This is a genomic window from Sphingorhabdus sp., assembly GCF_046154385.1.
Classification (GTDB): domain Bacteria; phylum Pseudomonadota; class Alphaproteobacteria; order Sphingomonadales; family Sphingomonadaceae; genus Sphingorhabdus_B.
This window is the reverse complement of the sequence record NZ_JBJXFW010000037.1, coordinates 42,443-59,409: the sequence shown is the minus strand read 5'-3', so window position 1 is coordinate 59,409 and position 16,967 is coordinate 42,443. Positions and strand designations below refer to the sequence as shown.

The window sequence follows — 16,967 nt, the reverse complement described above, 5'->3', positions numbered from 1 at the left end:
TTGCCGAACATTACCGGATGCGCGACTATATCGAGAGCGAATTGCCGGCTTTGGTGGCAGAGCATTTCCCGGTCGATATGGAACGGCAGGGGATTATGGGGCATTCGATGGGTGGCCATGGCGCGCTGACGATTTCATTGCGTAACCCCGGAAAGTACAAGGCGACATCGGCGTTCGCGCCCATAGTTTCCCCGCTAAATTGTCCTTGGGGTGAGAAAGCTTTGGGCGGCTATCTTGGGCTGGATCGCGATATGTGGGCTGAATATGACAGTTGCGCCTTGATCGAAGCCGGTGCCCGGTTGCCTGATTTGCTCGTGGATCAAGGCGAAGCAGACAATTTTCTGGCTGACCAGCTCAAAACGCATTTGCTGGTGGAGGCGTGCGAGGCCGCCGGACAGGCAGCGACCATCCGGATGCAGCCCGGCTATGACCATAGCTATTATTTCATATCCACTTTCATGGCCGACCATCTCGCCTGGCACGCAGAGCGGCTTAAGGCCTAGTCAATCTTGCACATGCGCGATAAGTGCACGCGGCACGCGGGTGTAGCTCAATGGTAGAGCAGCAGCTTCCCAAGCTGAATACGGGGGTTCGATTCCCCTCACCCGCTCCAGCGTTCGGCAACGGTCCCTTCGTTCTGCTCGACGATGCCCGTATATCGGGGGCTGCACCGGCGCGAATCTATTCCAATCCGATCAGGGTTCTGACCGCGCAGACCGAAAAAGAGGTCGGCGATCTGCTCGAAAACCTGCGTGGCGCGCGCAAAGACGGCCTGCACGTGGCAGGATTTTTCAGCTATGATGCAGGCGCAGCGTTATTGCCGCAGCTTCCCGCGGCATCCACAGGTCCACTGGCGTGGTTTGGATTATTCACAGATTATCAAGAACTTGGGTCAGACGCCATAACGTCATGCCTGCCCGATCCGGAAGGCGCGTGGTTATCGCCGCTGTGCCCGCAGATAAGCCGGGGCGATTATGCCAAGGCCTTTGCGACGGTGCAGGATTATATCAAGGCGGGTGATATCTATCAGGCGAACCTGACCTTTCCGCTGACCGCCGATTATGCCGGAGACCCGCTTGCGCTTTACGCCGCGCTGCGTCCGCGGGCGGCGGCGGGTTATGGCGGCGTTGTCTGGACAGGAGAACGTCATTATCTGTCCTTTTCGCCCGAATTGTTTTTTGCGGCCAAGGACCGGCGGGTGACGACCAAGCCGATGAAGGGAACCGCAAAACGCCGCGCCGATCCGGTGGCCGATGTCGCAGAGGCGGTGCTGTTGCGGACTGATCCCAAGCAACGGGCGGAAAATCTGATGATCGTCGACCTGTTGCGAAACGACCTGTCGCGTGTGTGCAATGCAGGGTCAGTGCTGGTGCCGGACCTGTTCCACGTCGAAAGTTACCCGACTGTCCATCAGATGACCTCGACCGTGACCGGCGAGCTTTCTGACGGGTGCGATGCAATCGACGTGATACAGGCGCTTTATCCCTGCGGTTCGATTACCGGCGCTCCGAAAATCCGCGCCATGCAGATTATCGCAGAAACCGAAGCCGCGCCGCGCGACCTGTATTGCGGGTCGATCGGACGGATTGACGCAAAAGGCGATGCCGCCTTTAATGTGGCCATCCGCACTTTTACCTTGTGTGAAGCGACGAAGACGGTTTCATTGGGCCTAGGGTCCGGCATTGTCGCGGATTCCGACGTGAATGCGGAATGGGCGGAGTGTCTGGCGAAGGGGGATTTTGCGACAGTGGGTGGCTATGGCTTTGATCTAATCGAGACAATGCGTTTTGAGCCGGCACAAGGGGTGTTGCGGCTGGAGCTGCATCTGGAACGCATGAAGGAAAGTGCGCGGGTCTTCGGTTTCGAATTCGACCGGCATGAAGCGCGCAACCGGCTGCATGCGGCGATATTCCATTTGGATGCGTTGTCCAAAGTGCGGCTGCTCGCGTCAAAAAATGGCGCAATCGCGATTGAGGTCCGGCCGCTGGCCGAGACATCGGACTGGCGTGTGGCGGTGGTTCCCCTGCCGGTTGACGGGGGCGATTTCCGCCTGCGCCACAAAACCAGTGACCGCGCCTTTTATGACGAAGCGCGGCGATCCCGCCCCGATTGTGACGAGGTGCTTTTTGTCACCCCGGACGGTCTTCTGACCGAAGGCAGCATTACCGCACTGTTTGTTGAAAAGGACGGGCAAATGCGGACGCCCCGGCTGGGAACGGGCTTGCTGCCCTCCGTTTTGCGTCGCGAATTGTTGGCGGCGAACCGCGCCGTCGAATGCGATGTGCACGTCGATGATCTGGATCATCCCTTTTATGTCGGCAACTCTTTACGCGGCTTAATTCGGGCAACGAGGGTTGCGTAATTTTTGGTGAAGCTATAGTGGCAATCGCGCAATTTGCGTACAATTTAGCCTTTGAAAGCCCGCCCGATGATTGACCGCTTGTCCTCTGCCCTTGGCCGGATCGCCCCTTCTGCCACCCTTGCCATGTCGGGCCGTGTGATTGACCTGAAGGCACAAGGCATTGATGTCATCGGATTGTCGGCGGGGGAACCTGATTTCGATACGCCCGACTTTGTCAAGGACGCCGCTATCCAGGCTATTCGTGACGGCATGACGAAATATACTGCGGTCGACGGAATCGCCCCGCTCAAGCAAGCAATCATTGCGAAGTTCAAGCGCGACAACGGTATCGATTACACCCCCAAGCAGATCACGGTAAATTCCGGCGGCAAGCACACATTGTTCAACGCATTGGTCGCCACGCTGGATCAGGGTGACGAAGTTATCATCCCTGCGCCTTATTGGGTCAGCTACCCTGATATCGTCCAATTTGCAGGCGGCACGCCGGTCATCATCATGGCGACCGCGGCGCAGAACTACAAGATTACGCCGGAACAACTGGACGCGGCCATTACGCCCCGCACCCGCTGGCTGATCCTGAACTCCCCGTCCAACCCGACCGGGGCTGCGTATAGCGCGATCGAATTGAAAGCATTGGGCGAGGTGTTGCTGCGCCATCCGCACGTCATGCTGCTGACCGACGATATGTATGAACATATCTGGTACGCGCCGACGCCGTTTGCGACGATGCTGCAAGTGTGCCCCGATCTCTATGACCGCACGCTGACCATGAACGGCGCGTCCAAGGCCTATGCCATGACCGGATGGCGCATCGGTTACGCCGGTGGGCCTGCGTGGTTGATCAAGGCTATGGCTGATTTGCAGTCGCAATCGACCAGCAACCCTTGCTCGATCAGCCAATATGCCGTGCTCGCCGCGCTCAACGGACCGCAGGATTTTCTGCGCGAACGCAATGCCGCATTCAAGGAGCGCCGCGATCTGGTCGTTGCGATGCTGAACGATGCGCCGGGGCTGTGCTGCCCCACTCCGGAAGGCGCTTTCTATGTCTATCCTGACGCCAGCGGCGTCATGGGCAAAGTGACGCCGAAGGGGAAAAAGATCGAAAGCGATGCCGATCTGATCGACTATTTCCTCGACGATTACCGCGTCGCCGCGGTGCATGGCGGGGCCTTTGGCCTGTCACCCGGCTTTCGGATTTCCTACGCCACGTCGGCGGAAATCCTGAAAGAGGCGTGCACCCGCATCCAATCGGCGTGCGCCGCGCTCGTTTGAGCGCATATGAACGCATGATAACAGCCTGTTAAGCGCGGTTTAACGTGCAATCTGCATGAAACCTTTTGCGGGCGCGTAACGTATTTGTTCGTGCTGCCGAATAGGCGTTAACAAGAGAAACCAAATGGACCATATTTTCGACTTTGTACGATCGGAGCTTTTCCTCAGCCTTTTGGGCGGCTTTGCCCTGGGGGTAGCGGGTTTGGCGATGGTCGATCCGGCCAATGCGAACAGCAATGAAACCGAGGCAACAGGATCGATAGTGGTCGGAGCGTCTATACATGAAGAAATTGCATCACCTCGATAAGTTCGCCGCCCTTTTGGCGGCCCTTGCCTTTACAGCCGCCTGCGGTTCTGCCCCCATCGGGATGGCCCATGCCGCAGAAGGCATCAGCATCGCTGCCCCCAAATTGCCGATAACCGAACCCAAAACCACGCAAACCGCTGTGTTCGCTGGCGGCTGTTTCTGGGGCATCGAAGGCGTATTCGAACGCGTCAAGGGCGTAACCAGCGTTGAATCGGGCTATTCGGGCGGCACCAAAGCCAATGCCGATTATGACCTAGTCAGCGGCGGACGCACATCCCATGCGGAATCGGTCCGTATCCGCTACAATCCGGCGGTGGTCAGCTATAATGATCTGCTCCACATCTTTTTTTCCGTGACGCATGATCCCACGCAACTGAACCGTCAGGGTCCAGATAGCGGCAGCCAATATCGCACCGCCATTTTTCCGGCCAACACCGCCCAGCGCAAGGCCGCATCAGCCTATATCGCGCAACTGGGAAAGGCGGGTTACTGGAAAAAGCCCATCGTCACGAAAATCGAAAGCTTCAGCTTCTTTGCGGCCGAAGGCTATCATCAGGATTTCATGGCCAAAAACCCGTCACATCCGTATATCGTGACCTGGGACAAGCCCAAAGTTGCCAATTTGAAACGACTTTTCCCAACCCGCACGCGGTAAGGTTGCTTTTGATGTAACTGGTGCCGGCGTTAAATACCGGCATACCAGTCATAATCATGGGCATCTTCCCAATAGCCGCCCTTGCCCCCGAAAAATTTCCCGAGGTCATCGGTTGCTTCGACCCGCATGACATATTTTGCGTGCTTGTAACCCAATTGCCGTTCGACACGCAGCCGCAAGGGCGCGCCGTGCCGAACCGGCAATACACCGTCGTTCATGCCCCATGCCAATATCGTCTGCGGGTGGAATGCATCAATCAGATCAACGGATTCATAATAAGGAACGCCCGGCCCCCATTGATCAGCGCAATGAAAGACGATGTAACGCGCCTTGGTCGACAGATCCGCCTGCTTTAGCAACATGCCGAGCGGGGTTCCGCGCCATTTTCCAATCGCACTCCATCCTTCCACACAGTCATGCCGGGTAATCTGCTCACGCGAAGGCATCGCCATCAATTTCGCGAGGTCGAGGTTCAGCGGATTGCGTACCATGCCATCGATCCGCAATTGCCAGTCGGTAAATTTGGTTGCCAAATGGGCGGCATATTCCGCCGTGCCCCCCGTTATCGATCCATTCGCCTTGAAAACAGGCGACATGTCGGCTGCGCTAAATTCAGGTGCAAGCGCGCTTCGGTCGGAAATGAGTCGATGTGCGCCCTTATTCAAGGCCTCGCCTGTACGAAGAAAGGACCGGAATCCGGCATCTTCGGTGAGTGCATCACAACCGGACAAAAGCAAACCGCCACCGCCCAACGCCGCTGCGCTCAGGAATTTCCGGCGCGGCAAAATCATCTTGGTATCGCTCATGCTGGCTCTCCTTGCGGTTCTTGCGGTGCAGTGTTTGATTCAACTTTTCCGGGTAGCCGATATCTGCCGGTGATCATCGAGCGCACTTCGTTGATCGGCCCGGCAAGAACAACCATAGCAATATGGACAAAGAAAAAGGCCACCAGCCCGAACGCAGCAATAAAATGAAGCGAGCGGGCGGATTGCCGGCCTCCAAATATGTCCAGCAGCCACGGCCATGCCGCATTCATTGCAGGGGACATCGTCAAACCGGTGAAGATAATCAGCGGCAAAAGAACAAAGAGCACCCCGATGTAGCTAAGTTTCTGTAATATATTATAATCTTTTGCAGCCGCGCCGGTCGGAAAGCGCAGCCGGGCATGTTCTTTGATATCATGCAATATGTGCCGCGGGGACCATTCCCATTTGCGGATGTGCAGATCTTTGAAGACATGTCCGTTCCAAAGCGAACGCGCCATGTAAAGCGTCAGCGCAACCGCCAATATCCACGCAAAGGTAAAATGCCACCGCCGCGCCGCTTGCAGGTCATAAGCCGACGGGATGGTAACCCAGTGCGGAAAAGCGCGGCGCTTGATTTCGCCTTCAGAATTTTTCCAAATGCCCAGAACGCCAGTGGTTTCAACACGCACGCCCGCAATTTCAACGAATCCGGTGTCGCCCGCATCATCAATGATCAACCAGGCCTTGTCATCATTCGCGCCATAATCGCCCCAATACAGACGGGCATGGGCATTGAAGATCATCAATCCGCTCATGAGCATCACAAGCAATGTCAACGCGTTGGTCCAATGCCACAACCGCGTGGACAAGCGATGCCGCTTGATCACGTCCCCCGGTTTCAAGTCTGTATGATCCATCAGTCGCTCCCCTTTTGCAAATATTCTGCCAGAGAAGGTTCGGCGGGAATAGGGTTAAAGTTACAAGCCGCGGGGAAAAAATGCGCGCCCTCTCTCCTTCAGGCGCAGTGGGAGAGGGGGATTTCGCGCACGCACCGCACCGTCGAACCCCTCTCCGCTGCGACTAGCGAATAAATTCGCAAGTCTCGCTCCTCTCCCCTGAAGGGGAGAGGAGGGATTCTCACACAAAGACACAAAGCCGCAAGGAAGAACTGTGCATTTCATCCCCCAACCGTCACCCTGAAGCTTACCGCATGCTTCCTCTCTCCTTTAGGGGAGAGGTACGCAGTCTTATGGCGTTAGCTATTAGACGAAGTGGAGAGGGGGAGTTGAGGCACTGACCTCACCGTTGTAGCCCCTCTCCAACTGCGCCTAGGCCTTTGACCAAGGCTTCGTATCCTCTCCCCTGAAGGTGAGAGGGGAATAGTACAATTTTCTCCACAACCGCCACCTTCTCGGCGAACTCTGCGCTCTCTGCGTGAACGCCATTTACACAAGCTTTTTTGTTTCACGCAGAGAGCGCAGAGTTCGCCGAGATTGGAAATACCGTCACCCGGGACAAATGTCCGGTTTCAGGGTGTCCGAAAAGTATCCGTAACGTCTGGAATGTTGTGGTTAGTGGACATTTGCCCATACCCCGTGACCGAATGACAGCTCAGCCCGTCTCAGCGAAGCAAAAGTAATCGCAGCAACGAGCGTCCCAAGCAAATTTCCAATATTCAAATTCATTCCACCTTTCGAGATCCATTGGGCCATTGAGGCCGACACCAAAAAGGGTCAGGTAAAGTGATCGCTAGGTGTCGTTTTCTCATCGTCTTGAAACCACCACAACGGGGCAACTTTGAAGAAGCCCTGCATTCATTGCTGCTTTGGCGAGCATGGCTGGGTTTGTATTCGGGAATATTGCACGCGTCACCTTAATTCGAATTCGTGTCAACGTAATACCCACCGTAATTCCGTGCGAAGCCGGGATTAATGGTCCGCTCTGTGACAGTTCGCAAGATCGAGGGCATTACGATGAAAAGCAAACCAAAAAAAGAACATCAATCGGATTTTCCAATTCGAAATTTTACAATATTTGATTCATATTTATAAAGGTTATATCCTTCAGTCTCAAGTTTTGCACAATACAAAACATCAGTTTGTGAAGCAACATAATCTACAAAAATTATAGTATCTTCATTGATATTCTTTTTAAAGTCAGGCTCGTAATACATCCTAGAGTTTTTTCTACTGCAAATATATATGGAAACATAAACTTGTCCAGATCCTCTCGAAACGAGGCTATAATCATTTTTGGACATAGAAAAATACACACCACCTCCTTCATCCAATGGTGCAAGACCATAGTAGTTTAGATCAACCTTGTGACTCACAAGGTTGCATGAGCCACAAAATAAAAGAGCGGCCAATGTTGGTATTATTTGCAGGGGCTTATTGTGTCGATTGCGCATAACATTTTCTGTGCATGTATTGATTTCATCATATTAACAAAGTTATCGTGATTCGTGTCAACTTCCTTATGCCCGTTCTTCTCTCCAGTTTATTGATCAACTCAAAATCCGCTCCCAAACCGAGCCGAACGCCACGAATTGAAGCTAAAGATGCTTTGATTGAGAGGCTCATAGTTAATCGAACCTGACAGTGCGGCGCCTCTATGGTGCCTTGCTTGCTGATCTTAGCATTCAACCCAATGTCCGCAATGTTGTCGTATCCCGAAAGTCCGCTTTCAACAGACATTCCGGATTACCCGACATAAAAACGCCATCCCCGCCCCAAATGACGCGCGACGCCTTCTTCCTTTTTGCCTTATTCCTTCTAGCGAAAAAATCTCACGGCCCCTGTGCAGGCGGCGCCAGCCCGGCGACCCGCTGTGCCGCGCGTGCGGTTACAATTCCAAGGTCGATACTACCGCTATTCTTGCCAAGTTCCGCCACCTTAGGCAGCGCCATTTCGACGCCCACGACATTCGCCGAAAGCGCCGTTATTCGCAGGCTATAACGGCCATAAGGGACAAATTCGAACAGAAAGAAACCGTCATATTCGCTGCGCGTCGTCTTGACGACACGGCCGTTCCGGTCGACCAGTTCGATGTCGACACCGTTCAGAATTCGGCCGCCTTCGCGTTGCAAATTGCCCGAAATCTCGCCCGCTGAAACCAGTGGAAGTTCGATAATGACCGGAATGCCCGGACGCGGTGTTACAACCACCCCGCCTGTTGCCGGTTGGACGAACGGATCAGGCAGGGTCGATGCATCTATTCCGATCAATACGGGTTCATAGGGTTGCAGTCCGTCAATAACCGTCCGGCCCTGTGCATCGGTTGGCGGACCGCGCGCCGATAGACCTGCGGTCAATTCGACTTCTTTCTGAACAGTTTCGCCGGCCTGTCTTTTGCCATCGGCATTTTCGTCATGAAACACGACGGCAAAAGCCTGCCCGGCGGATGCCAGTTTTTCGGATGCGAAGCGCATTCCGCCTTTATGCGGGTCGGGCCCGATGCTGAACGCAAGGTTCACACCCGCCGCGACCGAACCGTCGCTGGCGACCTCCAACTGACCCGTGAGCCCGAAATGCCGGAAACGGCGCGTATGACCGAGCGCGAGGCGACCGCGGGAATCGCTGTTTGAATAGCCAGCCTCAACTTTCCAGTCCGAAGTCTCGCCCGCACGCCATTCGCCGGTTATTTTTGACTCCCTGAAACCCCGATCACCCATCAGACCAAGCGTAGCCTCTCCGCGCAATCGAAGACCGCCGATGCGACCGGACAGGCGTAGCGATGTGTCAAGGCGCGTTTCGGGTCCGCCACCGAACGGGCTGTAATCCTTTACCCATTCAAGTTCGATGCTGCTATTTATCTTTTTGATATTAAATGATAATCTCGACTCTGCTTCAAGCCGGTGGCCGCCATCCGTGCGGTCAATATAACGCAATTCGGCGCGCAACGGAAGATAATGGCGCCCGAAGCGCAGGCTGTGATCGACGGATAGACTGTTAAAGTGGCGCACATCGCGATCATATCGCTCGCTTTCATATCCACCGAGCAGCCATGCGCTTTCCCCGCTTACCAATGTTTCACCAACTTGCGCCAAAAGCTGGCCACGTACAGCGTAGCCCCCGACCAAATTTGCGGCGCTGGCCAGTTCGACCAAAGTTGGGCCGATCGCGCGGCGAACCGAACCTTCGAGATAATATTTCCGGTTACCGCGTAAAACCGAGGTGAAAAGCGATGCGGCGACTGACGTCTTGGGGTCAAGGCCTCTCTCAAGGCCAAATCCTCCGCGCACGCCCAGAAAATCGCTCGGGTCGACACTATCCAGATTGATGAGGTCCCGCCCGGAGTCCTGAACCGCGGCCCAATAATAAGTTTCACGCGGCGGTATGGAGCCGAGCCCCACAGGGATCATCTTCACATCGCGGCGGATTTGTCCCTGTGGACCGTAAAGGACAATTTCAAAGCGGTTCTGGCCATAAAACAACTGAACATCGAGAAATTCATAGCGGCCATCACCGCGACTTTGGACATAGCCGATCAATTGTTCATTACGATACAGCTCCGCGTCCCATCCATTGGGCAACTCTCCGCGAAAAACCGTGCGATCAAAACTGTCGGGGCGATTCAGCGGCCGGTTTGTGACATACGCACCGCGACCGGCCGTTGTTTGTATGCCCAGCGGCGTAACATTGGTCGCAACGTCTCCCAAAGCCCAATGCGTGGCTTTTAACGGACCAAGCAAGGCGCCATTCGGGTCGGTACGATATGCACGGACGCGCAAATTTTCGGCGATGCCCCGATCATCCGAGGATAATCGGGCATCAAAAGACGCACCGGCAATTTCTCCACTGGCGTAGATTTCATAGCGCGCCTCGATTCTGCGGCCCACCTGCTTGTCGTGGGCTGCACCGACAGACGCCACGACGTCGATCGACGGTGTGCGGAACATTTTATACGGATCACGCGCTTGTGGCAGGCTGGAAAGGTCAAATTCCTTTTGCGGACGCACTTTGCCGGCTCGGGACTTGCGCTCCTCGGCCAGTTCAAAGGGTAATTTGCGGTCTGCGCTGATGATGAGCAGGGCATTGGATAAATCGGATTTGATATTGACATTGAGCCAGGTGGCGAGGGTTTTGGTGTCGACACACCAGCCTTCGGGTACATCGCGAACATCATTTTCGGCAACCGCAGATGTTTTGTTCATGATTTGTACCAAACGCGATTCACGGTCGAGCGTGAAGGTCCGGCTTTCTTCAAATAACCAGCCAGTTGCGCGGCGCGACTTTTTGTCCAGACGTAACGGCAAATCGAATGCGATAATTACATCGGCGAGATCCACACAGACGCCCGAGTCCGTCTGATACCCCCGGACACCGTCGCCGACACGCCATTGGCCGACGCGGACATCGAACAGCAGCGCATCATCCTCATTCGGTTGCCAGGCCGCCGCATATGCAGAAGCAACGGGAAGAGCGAACATCCCCGTTGCCACGGCCATCGCCGTAAATGCCCTTGCGGCCTTTTGAAGAAATCTGTGCATAGCAGGCTAAAGAAAGAGCCTCAGCCCCTGTTTCAGCGCAGAACCGTGCGTATCTGTGCGATCAACCCGCCACCGGCTTCCGGCGCTTCATAATAAGAGATCACAACCTCGCCCTGCATTTTTGCCGCGACTTCGGGTGAAAGGGGGAGCGAGACAATACGGCTGGCAATCTCGGGATATATCGCAATGCCCTTGGCAACCGAAATGGGTTCGGACTGGCCGGGTTTCGTGACGTGTATTTCGCCGAAGATCGATTTATTGCCCTGACGCGCCATATCGAATTCAAGCGTCGGTCCTTCATTGTCCTTGCCCAGACGAACATTGGTCAACGCCGCAGTGCCTTGCAGATTTCCCTTACGGACAATCACCGGAATGCTGATCCCGTAAATGGGAATCAGCTGTATCCGCAGGCTGTTCGCTGTATCGGCGGTGCCGTCGGCGGCTGGTGTTTTGGGAATGGCGCGGAACAGCATATGGGCGCGATATTCGCCGTCGGGCAGGGCATCTATCGCTTGCAAGCCAATGCGGATCGACTGCGGCTGATTGGGCGGCAAGGTTACACGGCGCGGCGCATAGCGTATGACATCAAGCACTGCCTTTTCCTTGTCATTGGCCGCAACCACGTCGACATCATCAAGCCGGCCCTGATCGTTCATCCGCCGAAGTTCGAGCGTTATCCGGTAAGTCGCTTCTTCATCGCCGATATTGTTCAGGATAACCTCGGTCCCGCGGCGGCCATCGAGGATGACCCGCGTCGGCGCGATGAGCAGATCTCCTGCCGCATGTGCCGGTGCAACCGAACCTGCGGCCATGGCGACCGCCAAAAGTGCACCCAGATTGATCCGGGCAGCAAAGCAGGCAATTGCCTGAAAACGCCATTGGCGCATAAAGTTTCCCCATCCACATAATACGCGCGGAAATCGGCCTGGTCGCCTGTCCGCACTGGTCCATGCTTCGGGCATGCCAAAATATGGTTACCATCCGGCTAACGAACGGATTTTGGGCAAAGAAAAACCCCCGGCAGGGATGCTGCCGGGGGTGCTCTCCTCGTCTTCGCTTTTGGGCGCGACGTTTATTGATAGTCAGCCGAAACGTTGTACGTTCCGGTGTAGGTTCCTGCGGCCTGGTTTGCTGCAATCGCAAGCGAACCGCCAACGAAGAAAACCTCGGCGGCGCCGGTTGAGGTGAATGACGTGATCGATGGATCAAGGGTCAACGCGATGCTGTTGGCGCCTGATGTCAACGTGGTCGATGCAGGAACGGTGACGCCCACTACATAACCCGAAGTCGCGCCGCTTACGGTGAAGCGTCCGCGCAATGCTGTACCGACGCAGGTAACGCCGGCTGAACACGTACGTGCATTCGATGTATTCGGCAACGTAACAGTGCCAGCAGCAGCGCTCGAAGCAACAACACCAAAATCAAGCCCATCATTCTGAGCAAGCTGCACAGCTGCGAGGATATCAACTTCTGCCGTAGCAGTCTGGGTTGCGGCATTGGCGCCGGTCGAAACCAAAGCGGCAGCTGCGATTGCGCCAGCAAGGGCGATTTTCGACTTGTTCAACATATACTGGTCCTTTTGTGACGTAAGCAGATTAGAATGCCCCACTGCATTCAAGTGTCGCTTATGCACATCGAATCATAAGGCTTTGCTGCATGTCATGGTTAATAGAAGCTTACCATTTCAGCTGCGTATCAGACACCCATAGTAGTGGAAACCCGCAGAAGAGAGCCATTTTCGAAAGCTGAAAACAGCAATAGCCCCGCAAAGCGGCGGGCACGAAAGATGTAAATTTTGCAGGAAGAGTCGATCGGAGCCTTAACGCCCCGACCGGAAATTCTCAGAATTTTTCGCCGGTTAGCCGCTGGCACAACATATCGAGCTGGTCGAGACTGCCATATTCGAATGTCACCGACCCCGCCCCGGTGGCGTTGCGCTGGTTGATCTTGACCTTCAGGCCGAGCAAATCACCCAGATGCGTCTCAACCGCATGGATATCGGCATTGTCCGATCCGGCGGACACGCGAGACGAACCACCCTGCCCTTGCGGAGCGCGGCCCGTTTTGACGAGCGCTTCAGTGGCGCGGACCGAAAGGCCCTGCTTGATCACCACCATCGCCAGCCGCACAGCATCATCGCTGCCCAGCAAGGCCCGGGCATGGCCCATGGACAGCTTTTCCTCGATCACCAGGTCGCGAATCGGCGCGGGCAGATCGAGTAACCGCATCATATTGGCGACATGGCTGCGCGATTTGTGCACCAGATCAGCCAGAGCAGCGGCGCTATGCCCGAACAATTCGGTCAGCTTGCGATACGCTTCGGCTTCTTCGATCGGATTGAGGTCCTGCCGCTGGATATTTTCGAGCAGCGCGATTTCCAGAGTTTCGGCATCGTCGAAATTGCGGACAATTGCGGGAACTTCGTGAATCTGCGCACGCTGTGCCGCGCGCCAACGGCGTTCCCCTGCAACAATCTGGTATCCATCGTTCAAGGGCCGCACCACGATCGGCTGGATAATACCATGGCGGCGGATGCTTGCCGCAAGCTCTTCGAGCTTCTCATCGGCAAAATGGCGACGGGGCTGTTCGGGATTAGGCCGGATGCTTGCAACAGCAATCAATGCCACACCCTGTGTGATCAGATTCTCGGCCGCAGGTGCCGGCGCGCTGGAGGATTCCCCGCGAATGGCTTCACCCAACAGCGCGTCGAGGCCCCGACCCAAACCCATTTTCTTACGCAGCGGTGTCTTTTCGACCGATTCGTCCGGAGTCATGCAGCCAATTCCCGTGTCGGCATGCGCCCGATCAATTCGCGCGCCAAATTCATATAGGCTTCGGATCCCGAGCAGCGATGGTCATAGACCAGGGCAGGCAAGCCATGGCTGGGCGCCTCGGACAAGCGGACATTGCGCGGAATCACAGTTTCGAACACCAGAGCGCCCAGACAACTGCGGACATCATCGGCCACCTGGTCGGTGAGCCTGTTCCGGCGGTCGTACATGGTCAACGCCACGCCCATAATTGCCAAATTGGGGTTGAAGCGCTTCTGTATTCGCTCAACTGTTTGTAATAATTGACTTAATCCTTCCAATGCGAAGAATTCGCACTGCAAGGGTACCAATATCGAATCCACCGCGACGAGAGAATTGATCGTGAGCAGGCCCAGCGACGGTGGACAATCGATCAGGCAGATGTCCCAATGCGTATCCGACTTGTCGAAGGCCGCCTTCAGCCGTCCGGTCCGGTCTTCATATTCCACCAATTCGATTTCCGCTCCCGACAGATCAACGGTCGCGGGGACAATATCCAGATTGGGAATCATCGTTGGAATGGCGGCGTCTTTCAACGACGCGTCCCCCAGAAGAAGATCATAGCTGCTATGCACACGCTCGGCCTGCTTCAGCCCGAGACCCGTTGAGGCATTTCCCTGCGGGTCGAGATCGACCAGCACACAGCGCCAGCCACTTGCCGCCAGAGCCGTGGCAAGATTGATCGCGGTCGTGGTCTTGCCTACGCCGCCTTTCTGGTTCGCTATAGCAATTCGAATCATCGTCTCTGATGCCTCTTTGCCGCCGCAGCGGCGTGTTTTTCGTCTTTTACTGTCAAATGCCCGACCAAGATGCCGGCTTCGGCATCGGTCACACTCGACTCGATCCGAAATTCCCCTTTCCAGACCGATTTAACCCCTTCCCATTCCTTAGCCGCATTCCGGCCCTTTGGTAACAGCCATAACGTCTTATTTGTGGAAAATCGTGCGGCAAGATCGAACAACTTGTCCAATGGAGCAAAGGCCCGCGCACTGATGACCGAATATGGGGCAGTTTCAACACGCTCCAACGGCATGCCCGCAACGGTAACCTGCGATTCCAGATCGAGCAAGGCAATGGCGCGCTGGAGATATTCGATGCGCCTTCCACGCGATTCCACCAATGTCACCCGATGCGAGCTAAGCAGCGCAACGACCAACCCCGGAAAGCCTGCTCCGGAACCGAGGTCTATCCATGTCTGCGGACCGTCAGGACAAAAGCGTAAAAGCTGCGCACTGTCGACAATATGGCGATCCCAGATATGATCCAACGTCGATGCAGAGATAAGGTTCTGGCTCTCCGCTTCGCGCTTCAAAAAGGAGATAAAGGCTTCGAGCTTCTCCTCTGTTTCACGTGAAACAGAGAAATGCATTTCCAGCAAGTGGCGGGCTTCGGCTTCGGTCATGCGGCGACGTCGCTGATCTGTTGTGCCCGCTTTGCATGGACCATGATCGCAACCAGCGCCGCCGGAGTGACCCCGCGGACCCGTGCCGCCGCCGCCAGATTCTCCGGACGTGCTGCGTCCAGTCTTTCGACCATCTCGTTCGAGAGACCCGCAATGGCGCGATAGTCAATCCATTCGGGCAGCAAGACCTTTTCATTTGCGGCAATATCGCGAATTTCATTTTCTTGCCGGTCGATATAGGGGGCATAACGCCCGTCTTGCTCGATTTCAGCCAGCAAGGTCGCGTCCCCTTCCCAAGCTGTTTCACGTGAAACAGACAGAAGGTCTCGCAAGGTCACTGAAGGAAAACGGAGCCATTCATAGAGCGACATCCGGCCGGCATCGCGCTTCACATCCAGACCCTTACGGAGCAATTGGTCGGCCGAATATTGCTGTGCGAAATCGGCTTCCAGGGCCTGTTTCTCCCACAAGCGCTGGTTAAACCAAAGCGCACGTTCTTCGCCTACACATCCCGATTGCAAGGCCAATGGCGTCAACCGTGTGGACGCATTGTCGGCGCGAAGCCGCAAACGATATTCGGCGCGTGCGGTCAGCATCCGGTATGGCTCTGTAACGCCCTGCAGGATCAGGTCGTCCACCATGACAGCCAGATAGCTGTTCGATCGGTCCAGTGCAGGCATTTCACGGCCCAAGAGACGGGACGCGGCACCCATACCAGCGATCAGACCTTGTGCGGCCGCCTCTTCATAACCCGTTGTGCCGTTGATTTGTCCGGCACAGTAGAGGCCTTCAAAGCCCCGGACCGCCAGGCTGCTATCCAGCGCACGGGGGTCGATATGGTCATATTCTACCGCATAGCCTGGAACGACGATTTCGCACTGCTCCAGACCGGCCATTGACCGGACCATGGCCATCTGGATATCGGTCGGCAAGGACGTGGAAATGCCGTTGGGATAGATCAGGAAACTGTCCAGGCCTTCAGGCTCCAGAAATACCTGATGTCCGTCGCGATCCCCAAAGCGGAAGATCTTGTCTTCGATAGAGGGGCAGTAACGCGGCCCCTGCCCTGCAATGTCGCCACCGAAAAGCGGCGAACGATCCAAGCCGCTGCGAATGATGTCATGGGTTTCGCTATTGGTACGGCTGACGGCGCAAAAAAGCTGCGGGATATGGCGGCGCGTTGTGAGCGGCGACATGGTCCACGACCCATCATCGGACGGCTGCACATCCAATTTTGCCCAGCTTATAGTCCGGCCATCCAGACGTGGCGGCGTGCCGGTCTTCAGGCGGGCCATGGGTAATCCAGCGCCGCGGATCTGGTCTGCCAGTTTGAGTGCCGAGGATTCGTCTATCCGGCCACCTTCCAGACGCTCTTCCCCGCGGAATAATTTTCCACCCAGAAAGGTTCCGGTCGCCAATATGACGGCGAAACAGCCGATGCTACTGCCATCCGCCAGGTCGACACCGACGACGCGCTGGGCATTGTCCGGCGCAAAACGAAGCGCGGCGGCCTCACCTTCGACGATCGTCAAATTCGGTAAAGAGGCCAACTGACGCTGGATGGACGCCTTGAACAAAGCGCGATCGGCCTGGATACGCGGCCCCTGCACCGCCGCCCCCTTCGATGCGTTGAGCATCCGGTAATGAATCGCCGCATCGTCGGCAGCGCGGGCGATCAAGCCGTCAAAGGCGTCCACTTCGCGTACCAAATGCCCCTTGCCCAGACCACCGATGGCCGGGTTGCACGACATGGCGCCAATGGTTGTCTTGTCGAAATTGACCAGAGCAACACGCGCACCCATCCGCGCCGCAACCGCCGCGGCTTCGGTGCCCGCATGGCCTCCGCCAATAACCAATATGTCCACATCACTGCGCATGGCGTGCGCATAGCGCAGCGCGGCGGCGGGGTCAAAGTGGTTGGG

Annotated in this window: 15 protein-coding genes and 1 tRNA gene; 6 read left to right on the top strand and 10 right to left on the bottom strand. The window is 55.9% G+C overall.

Annotated features, from left to right (window positions below; genetic code table 11):
- From ACKVOS_RS06930 to msrA, 6 genes are all read left to right on the top strand, one after another.
- A partial coding sequence (locus ACKVOS_RS06930) for an alpha/beta hydrolase-fold protein (RefSeq protein WP_409211283.1) occupies positions 1-503 on the top strand: 503 nt, incomplete at its 5' end.
- Between the two features lie 36 nt (positions 504-539).
- Positions 540-613: transfer RNA gene (locus ACKVOS_RS06925), tRNA-Gly, on the top strand.
- Between the two features lie 165 nt (positions 614-778).
- The gene (gene pabB, locus ACKVOS_RS06920; protein WP_409211282.1) at positions 779-2,362 is read left to right on the top strand and encodes an aminodeoxychorismate synthase component I; all 1,584 of its coding nucleotides are present in this window, start codon (positions 779-781) and stop codon (positions 2,360-2,362) included.
- Positions 2,363-2,428: 66 nt separating this feature from the next.
- Positions 2,429-3,634, top strand: a complete 1,206-nt coding sequence (locus ACKVOS_RS06915; RefSeq protein WP_409211281.1) for a pyridoxal phosphate-dependent aminotransferase — start codon at positions 2,429-2,431, stop codon at positions 3,632-3,634.
- A gap of 124 nt (positions 3,635-3,758) precedes the next feature.
- A complete protein-coding gene (locus ACKVOS_RS06910; RefSeq protein ID WP_409211280.1) occupies positions 3,759-3,941 on the top strand; it encodes a hypothetical protein in 183 nt (60 codons plus the stop codon).
- Complete coding sequence (gene msrA, locus ACKVOS_RS06905) at positions 3,916-4,596, top strand: peptide-methionine (S)-S-oxide reductase MsrA (RefSeq protein ID WP_409211279.1); 681 nt, start codon at positions 3,916-3,918, stop codon at positions 4,594-4,596. Before ACKVOS_RS06910 ends, msrA begins: the two co-directional genes overlap by 26 nt.
- Before the next feature lie 29 nt (positions 4,597-4,625).
- On the opposite strand, the gene ACKVOS_RS06900 is transcribed toward msrA, so the two are convergent.
- The 10 genes from ACKVOS_RS06900 to mnmG all read right to left on the bottom strand — a co-directional run bounded on the left by ACKVOS_RS06900 (position 4,626) and on the right by mnmG (position 16,922).
- The gene (locus ACKVOS_RS06900; RefSeq protein ID WP_409211278.1) at positions 4,626-5,402 is read right to left on the bottom strand and encodes a molybdopterin-dependent oxidoreductase; all 777 of its coding nucleotides are present in this window, start codon (positions 5,400-5,402) and stop codon (positions 4,626-4,628) included.
- Entirely contained in the window at positions 5,399-6,259 is an 861-nt protein-coding gene (locus ACKVOS_RS06895; RefSeq protein ID WP_409211277.1) for a cytochrome b/b6 domain-containing protein, read from the bottom strand. The genes ACKVOS_RS06900 and ACKVOS_RS06895 overlap by 4 nt, the downstream gene beginning before the upstream one ends.
- Before the next feature lie 1,082 nt (positions 6,260-7,341).
- Positions 7,342-7,710 (bottom strand): hypothetical protein, encoded by a 369-nt coding sequence (locus tag ACKVOS_RS06890; protein ID WP_409211276.1) that lies wholly within the window; start codon positions 7,708-7,710, stop codon positions 7,342-7,344.
- 420 nt (positions 7,711-8,130) lie between these two features.
- A complete protein-coding gene (locus tag ACKVOS_RS06885; protein WP_409211275.1) occupies positions 8,131-10,833 on the bottom strand; it encodes a collagen binding domain-containing protein in 2,703 nt (900 codons plus the stop codon).
- Positions 10,834-10,865: 32 nt separating this feature from the next.
- Positions 10,866-11,720 carry a molecular chaperone gene (locus ACKVOS_RS06880; RefSeq protein WP_409211274.1) on the bottom strand — a complete coding sequence of 285 codons (855 nt, stop codon included), beginning with the start codon at positions 11,718-11,720 and terminating at the stop codon, positions 10,866-10,868.
- 185 nt (positions 11,721-11,905) lie between these two features.
- The gene (locus ACKVOS_RS06875) at positions 11,906-12,400 is read right to left on the bottom strand and encodes a DUF4402 domain-containing protein (protein WP_373476599.1); all 495 of its coding nucleotides are present in this window, start codon (positions 12,398-12,400) and stop codon (positions 11,906-11,908) included.
- 274 nt (positions 12,401-12,674) lie between these two features.
- Complete coding sequence (locus ACKVOS_RS06870) at positions 12,675-13,607, bottom strand: ParB/RepB/Spo0J family partition protein (RefSeq protein WP_409211273.1); 933 nt, start codon at positions 13,605-13,607, stop codon at positions 12,675-12,677.
- Positions 13,604-14,383, bottom strand: a complete 780-nt coding sequence (locus ACKVOS_RS06865; RefSeq protein ID WP_158901510.1) for a ParA family protein — start codon at positions 14,381-14,383, stop codon at positions 13,604-13,606. Before ACKVOS_RS06865 ends, ACKVOS_RS06870 begins: the two co-directional genes overlap by 4 nt.
- Positions 14,380-15,045 carry a 16S rRNA (guanine(527)-N(7))-methyltransferase RsmG gene (gene rsmG / locus ACKVOS_RS06860; RefSeq protein ID WP_409211272.1) on the bottom strand — a complete coding sequence of 222 codons (666 nt, stop codon included), beginning with the start codon at positions 15,043-15,045 and terminating at the stop codon, positions 14,380-14,382. The genes ACKVOS_RS06865 and rsmG overlap by 4 nt, the downstream gene beginning before the upstream one ends.
- The gene (mnmG, locus tag ACKVOS_RS06855) at positions 15,042-16,922 is read right to left on the bottom strand and encodes a tRNA uridine-5-carboxymethylaminomethyl(34) synthesis enzyme MnmG (protein WP_409211271.1); all 1,881 of its coding nucleotides are present in this window, start codon (positions 16,920-16,922) and stop codon (positions 15,042-15,044) included. Before mnmG ends, rsmG begins: the two co-directional genes overlap by 4 nt.
- Positions 16,923-16,967 lie beyond the last annotated feature (45 nt).

Coding starts and splice junctions, on each gene's coding strand:
- ACKVOS_RS06915 (WP_409211281.1), top strand. CDS start 2,429: ATGATTGACCGCTTGTCCTCTGCCCTTGGCCGGATCGCCCCTTCTGCC.
- msrA (WP_409211279.1), top strand. CDS start 3,916: ATGAAGAAATTGCATCACCTCGATAAGTTCGCCGCCCTTTTGGCGGCC.
- ACKVOS_RS06865 (WP_158901510.1), bottom strand. CDS start 14,383: ATGATTCGAATTGCTATAGCGAACCAGAAAGGCGGCGTAGGCAAGACC.
- ACKVOS_RS06895 (WP_409211277.1), bottom strand. CDS start 6,259: ATGGATCATACAGACTTGAAACCGGGGGACGTGATCAAGCGGCATCGC.
- ACKVOS_RS06885 (WP_409211275.1), bottom strand. CDS start 10,833: ATGCACAGATTTCTTCAAAAGGCCGCAAGGGCATTTACGGCGATGGCC.
- ACKVOS_RS06900 (WP_409211278.1), bottom strand. CDS start 5,402: ATGAGCGATACCAAGATGATTTTGCCGCGCCGGAAATTCCTGAGCGCA.
- rsmG (WP_409211272.1), bottom strand. CDS start 15,045: ATGACCGAAGCCGAAGCCCGCCACTTGCTGGAAATGCATTTCTCTGTT.
- mnmG (WP_409211271.1), bottom strand. CDS start 16,922: ATGCGCAGTGATGTGGACATATTGGTTATTGGCGGAGGCCATGCGGGC.
- ACKVOS_RS06875 (WP_373476599.1), bottom strand. CDS start 12,400: ATGTTGAACAAGTCGAAAATCGCCCTTGCTGGCGCAATCGCAGCTGCC.
- ACKVOS_RS06910 (WP_409211280.1), top strand. CDS start 3,759: ATGGACCATATTTTCGACTTTGTACGATCGGAGCTTTTCCTCAGCCTT.
- ACKVOS_RS06870 (WP_409211273.1), bottom strand. CDS start 13,607: ATGACTCCGGACGAATCGGTCGAAAAGACACCGCTGCGTAAGAAAATG.
- ACKVOS_RS06880 (WP_409211274.1), bottom strand. CDS start 11,720: ATGCGCCAATGGCGTTTTCAGGCAATTGCCTGCTTTGCTGCCCGGATC.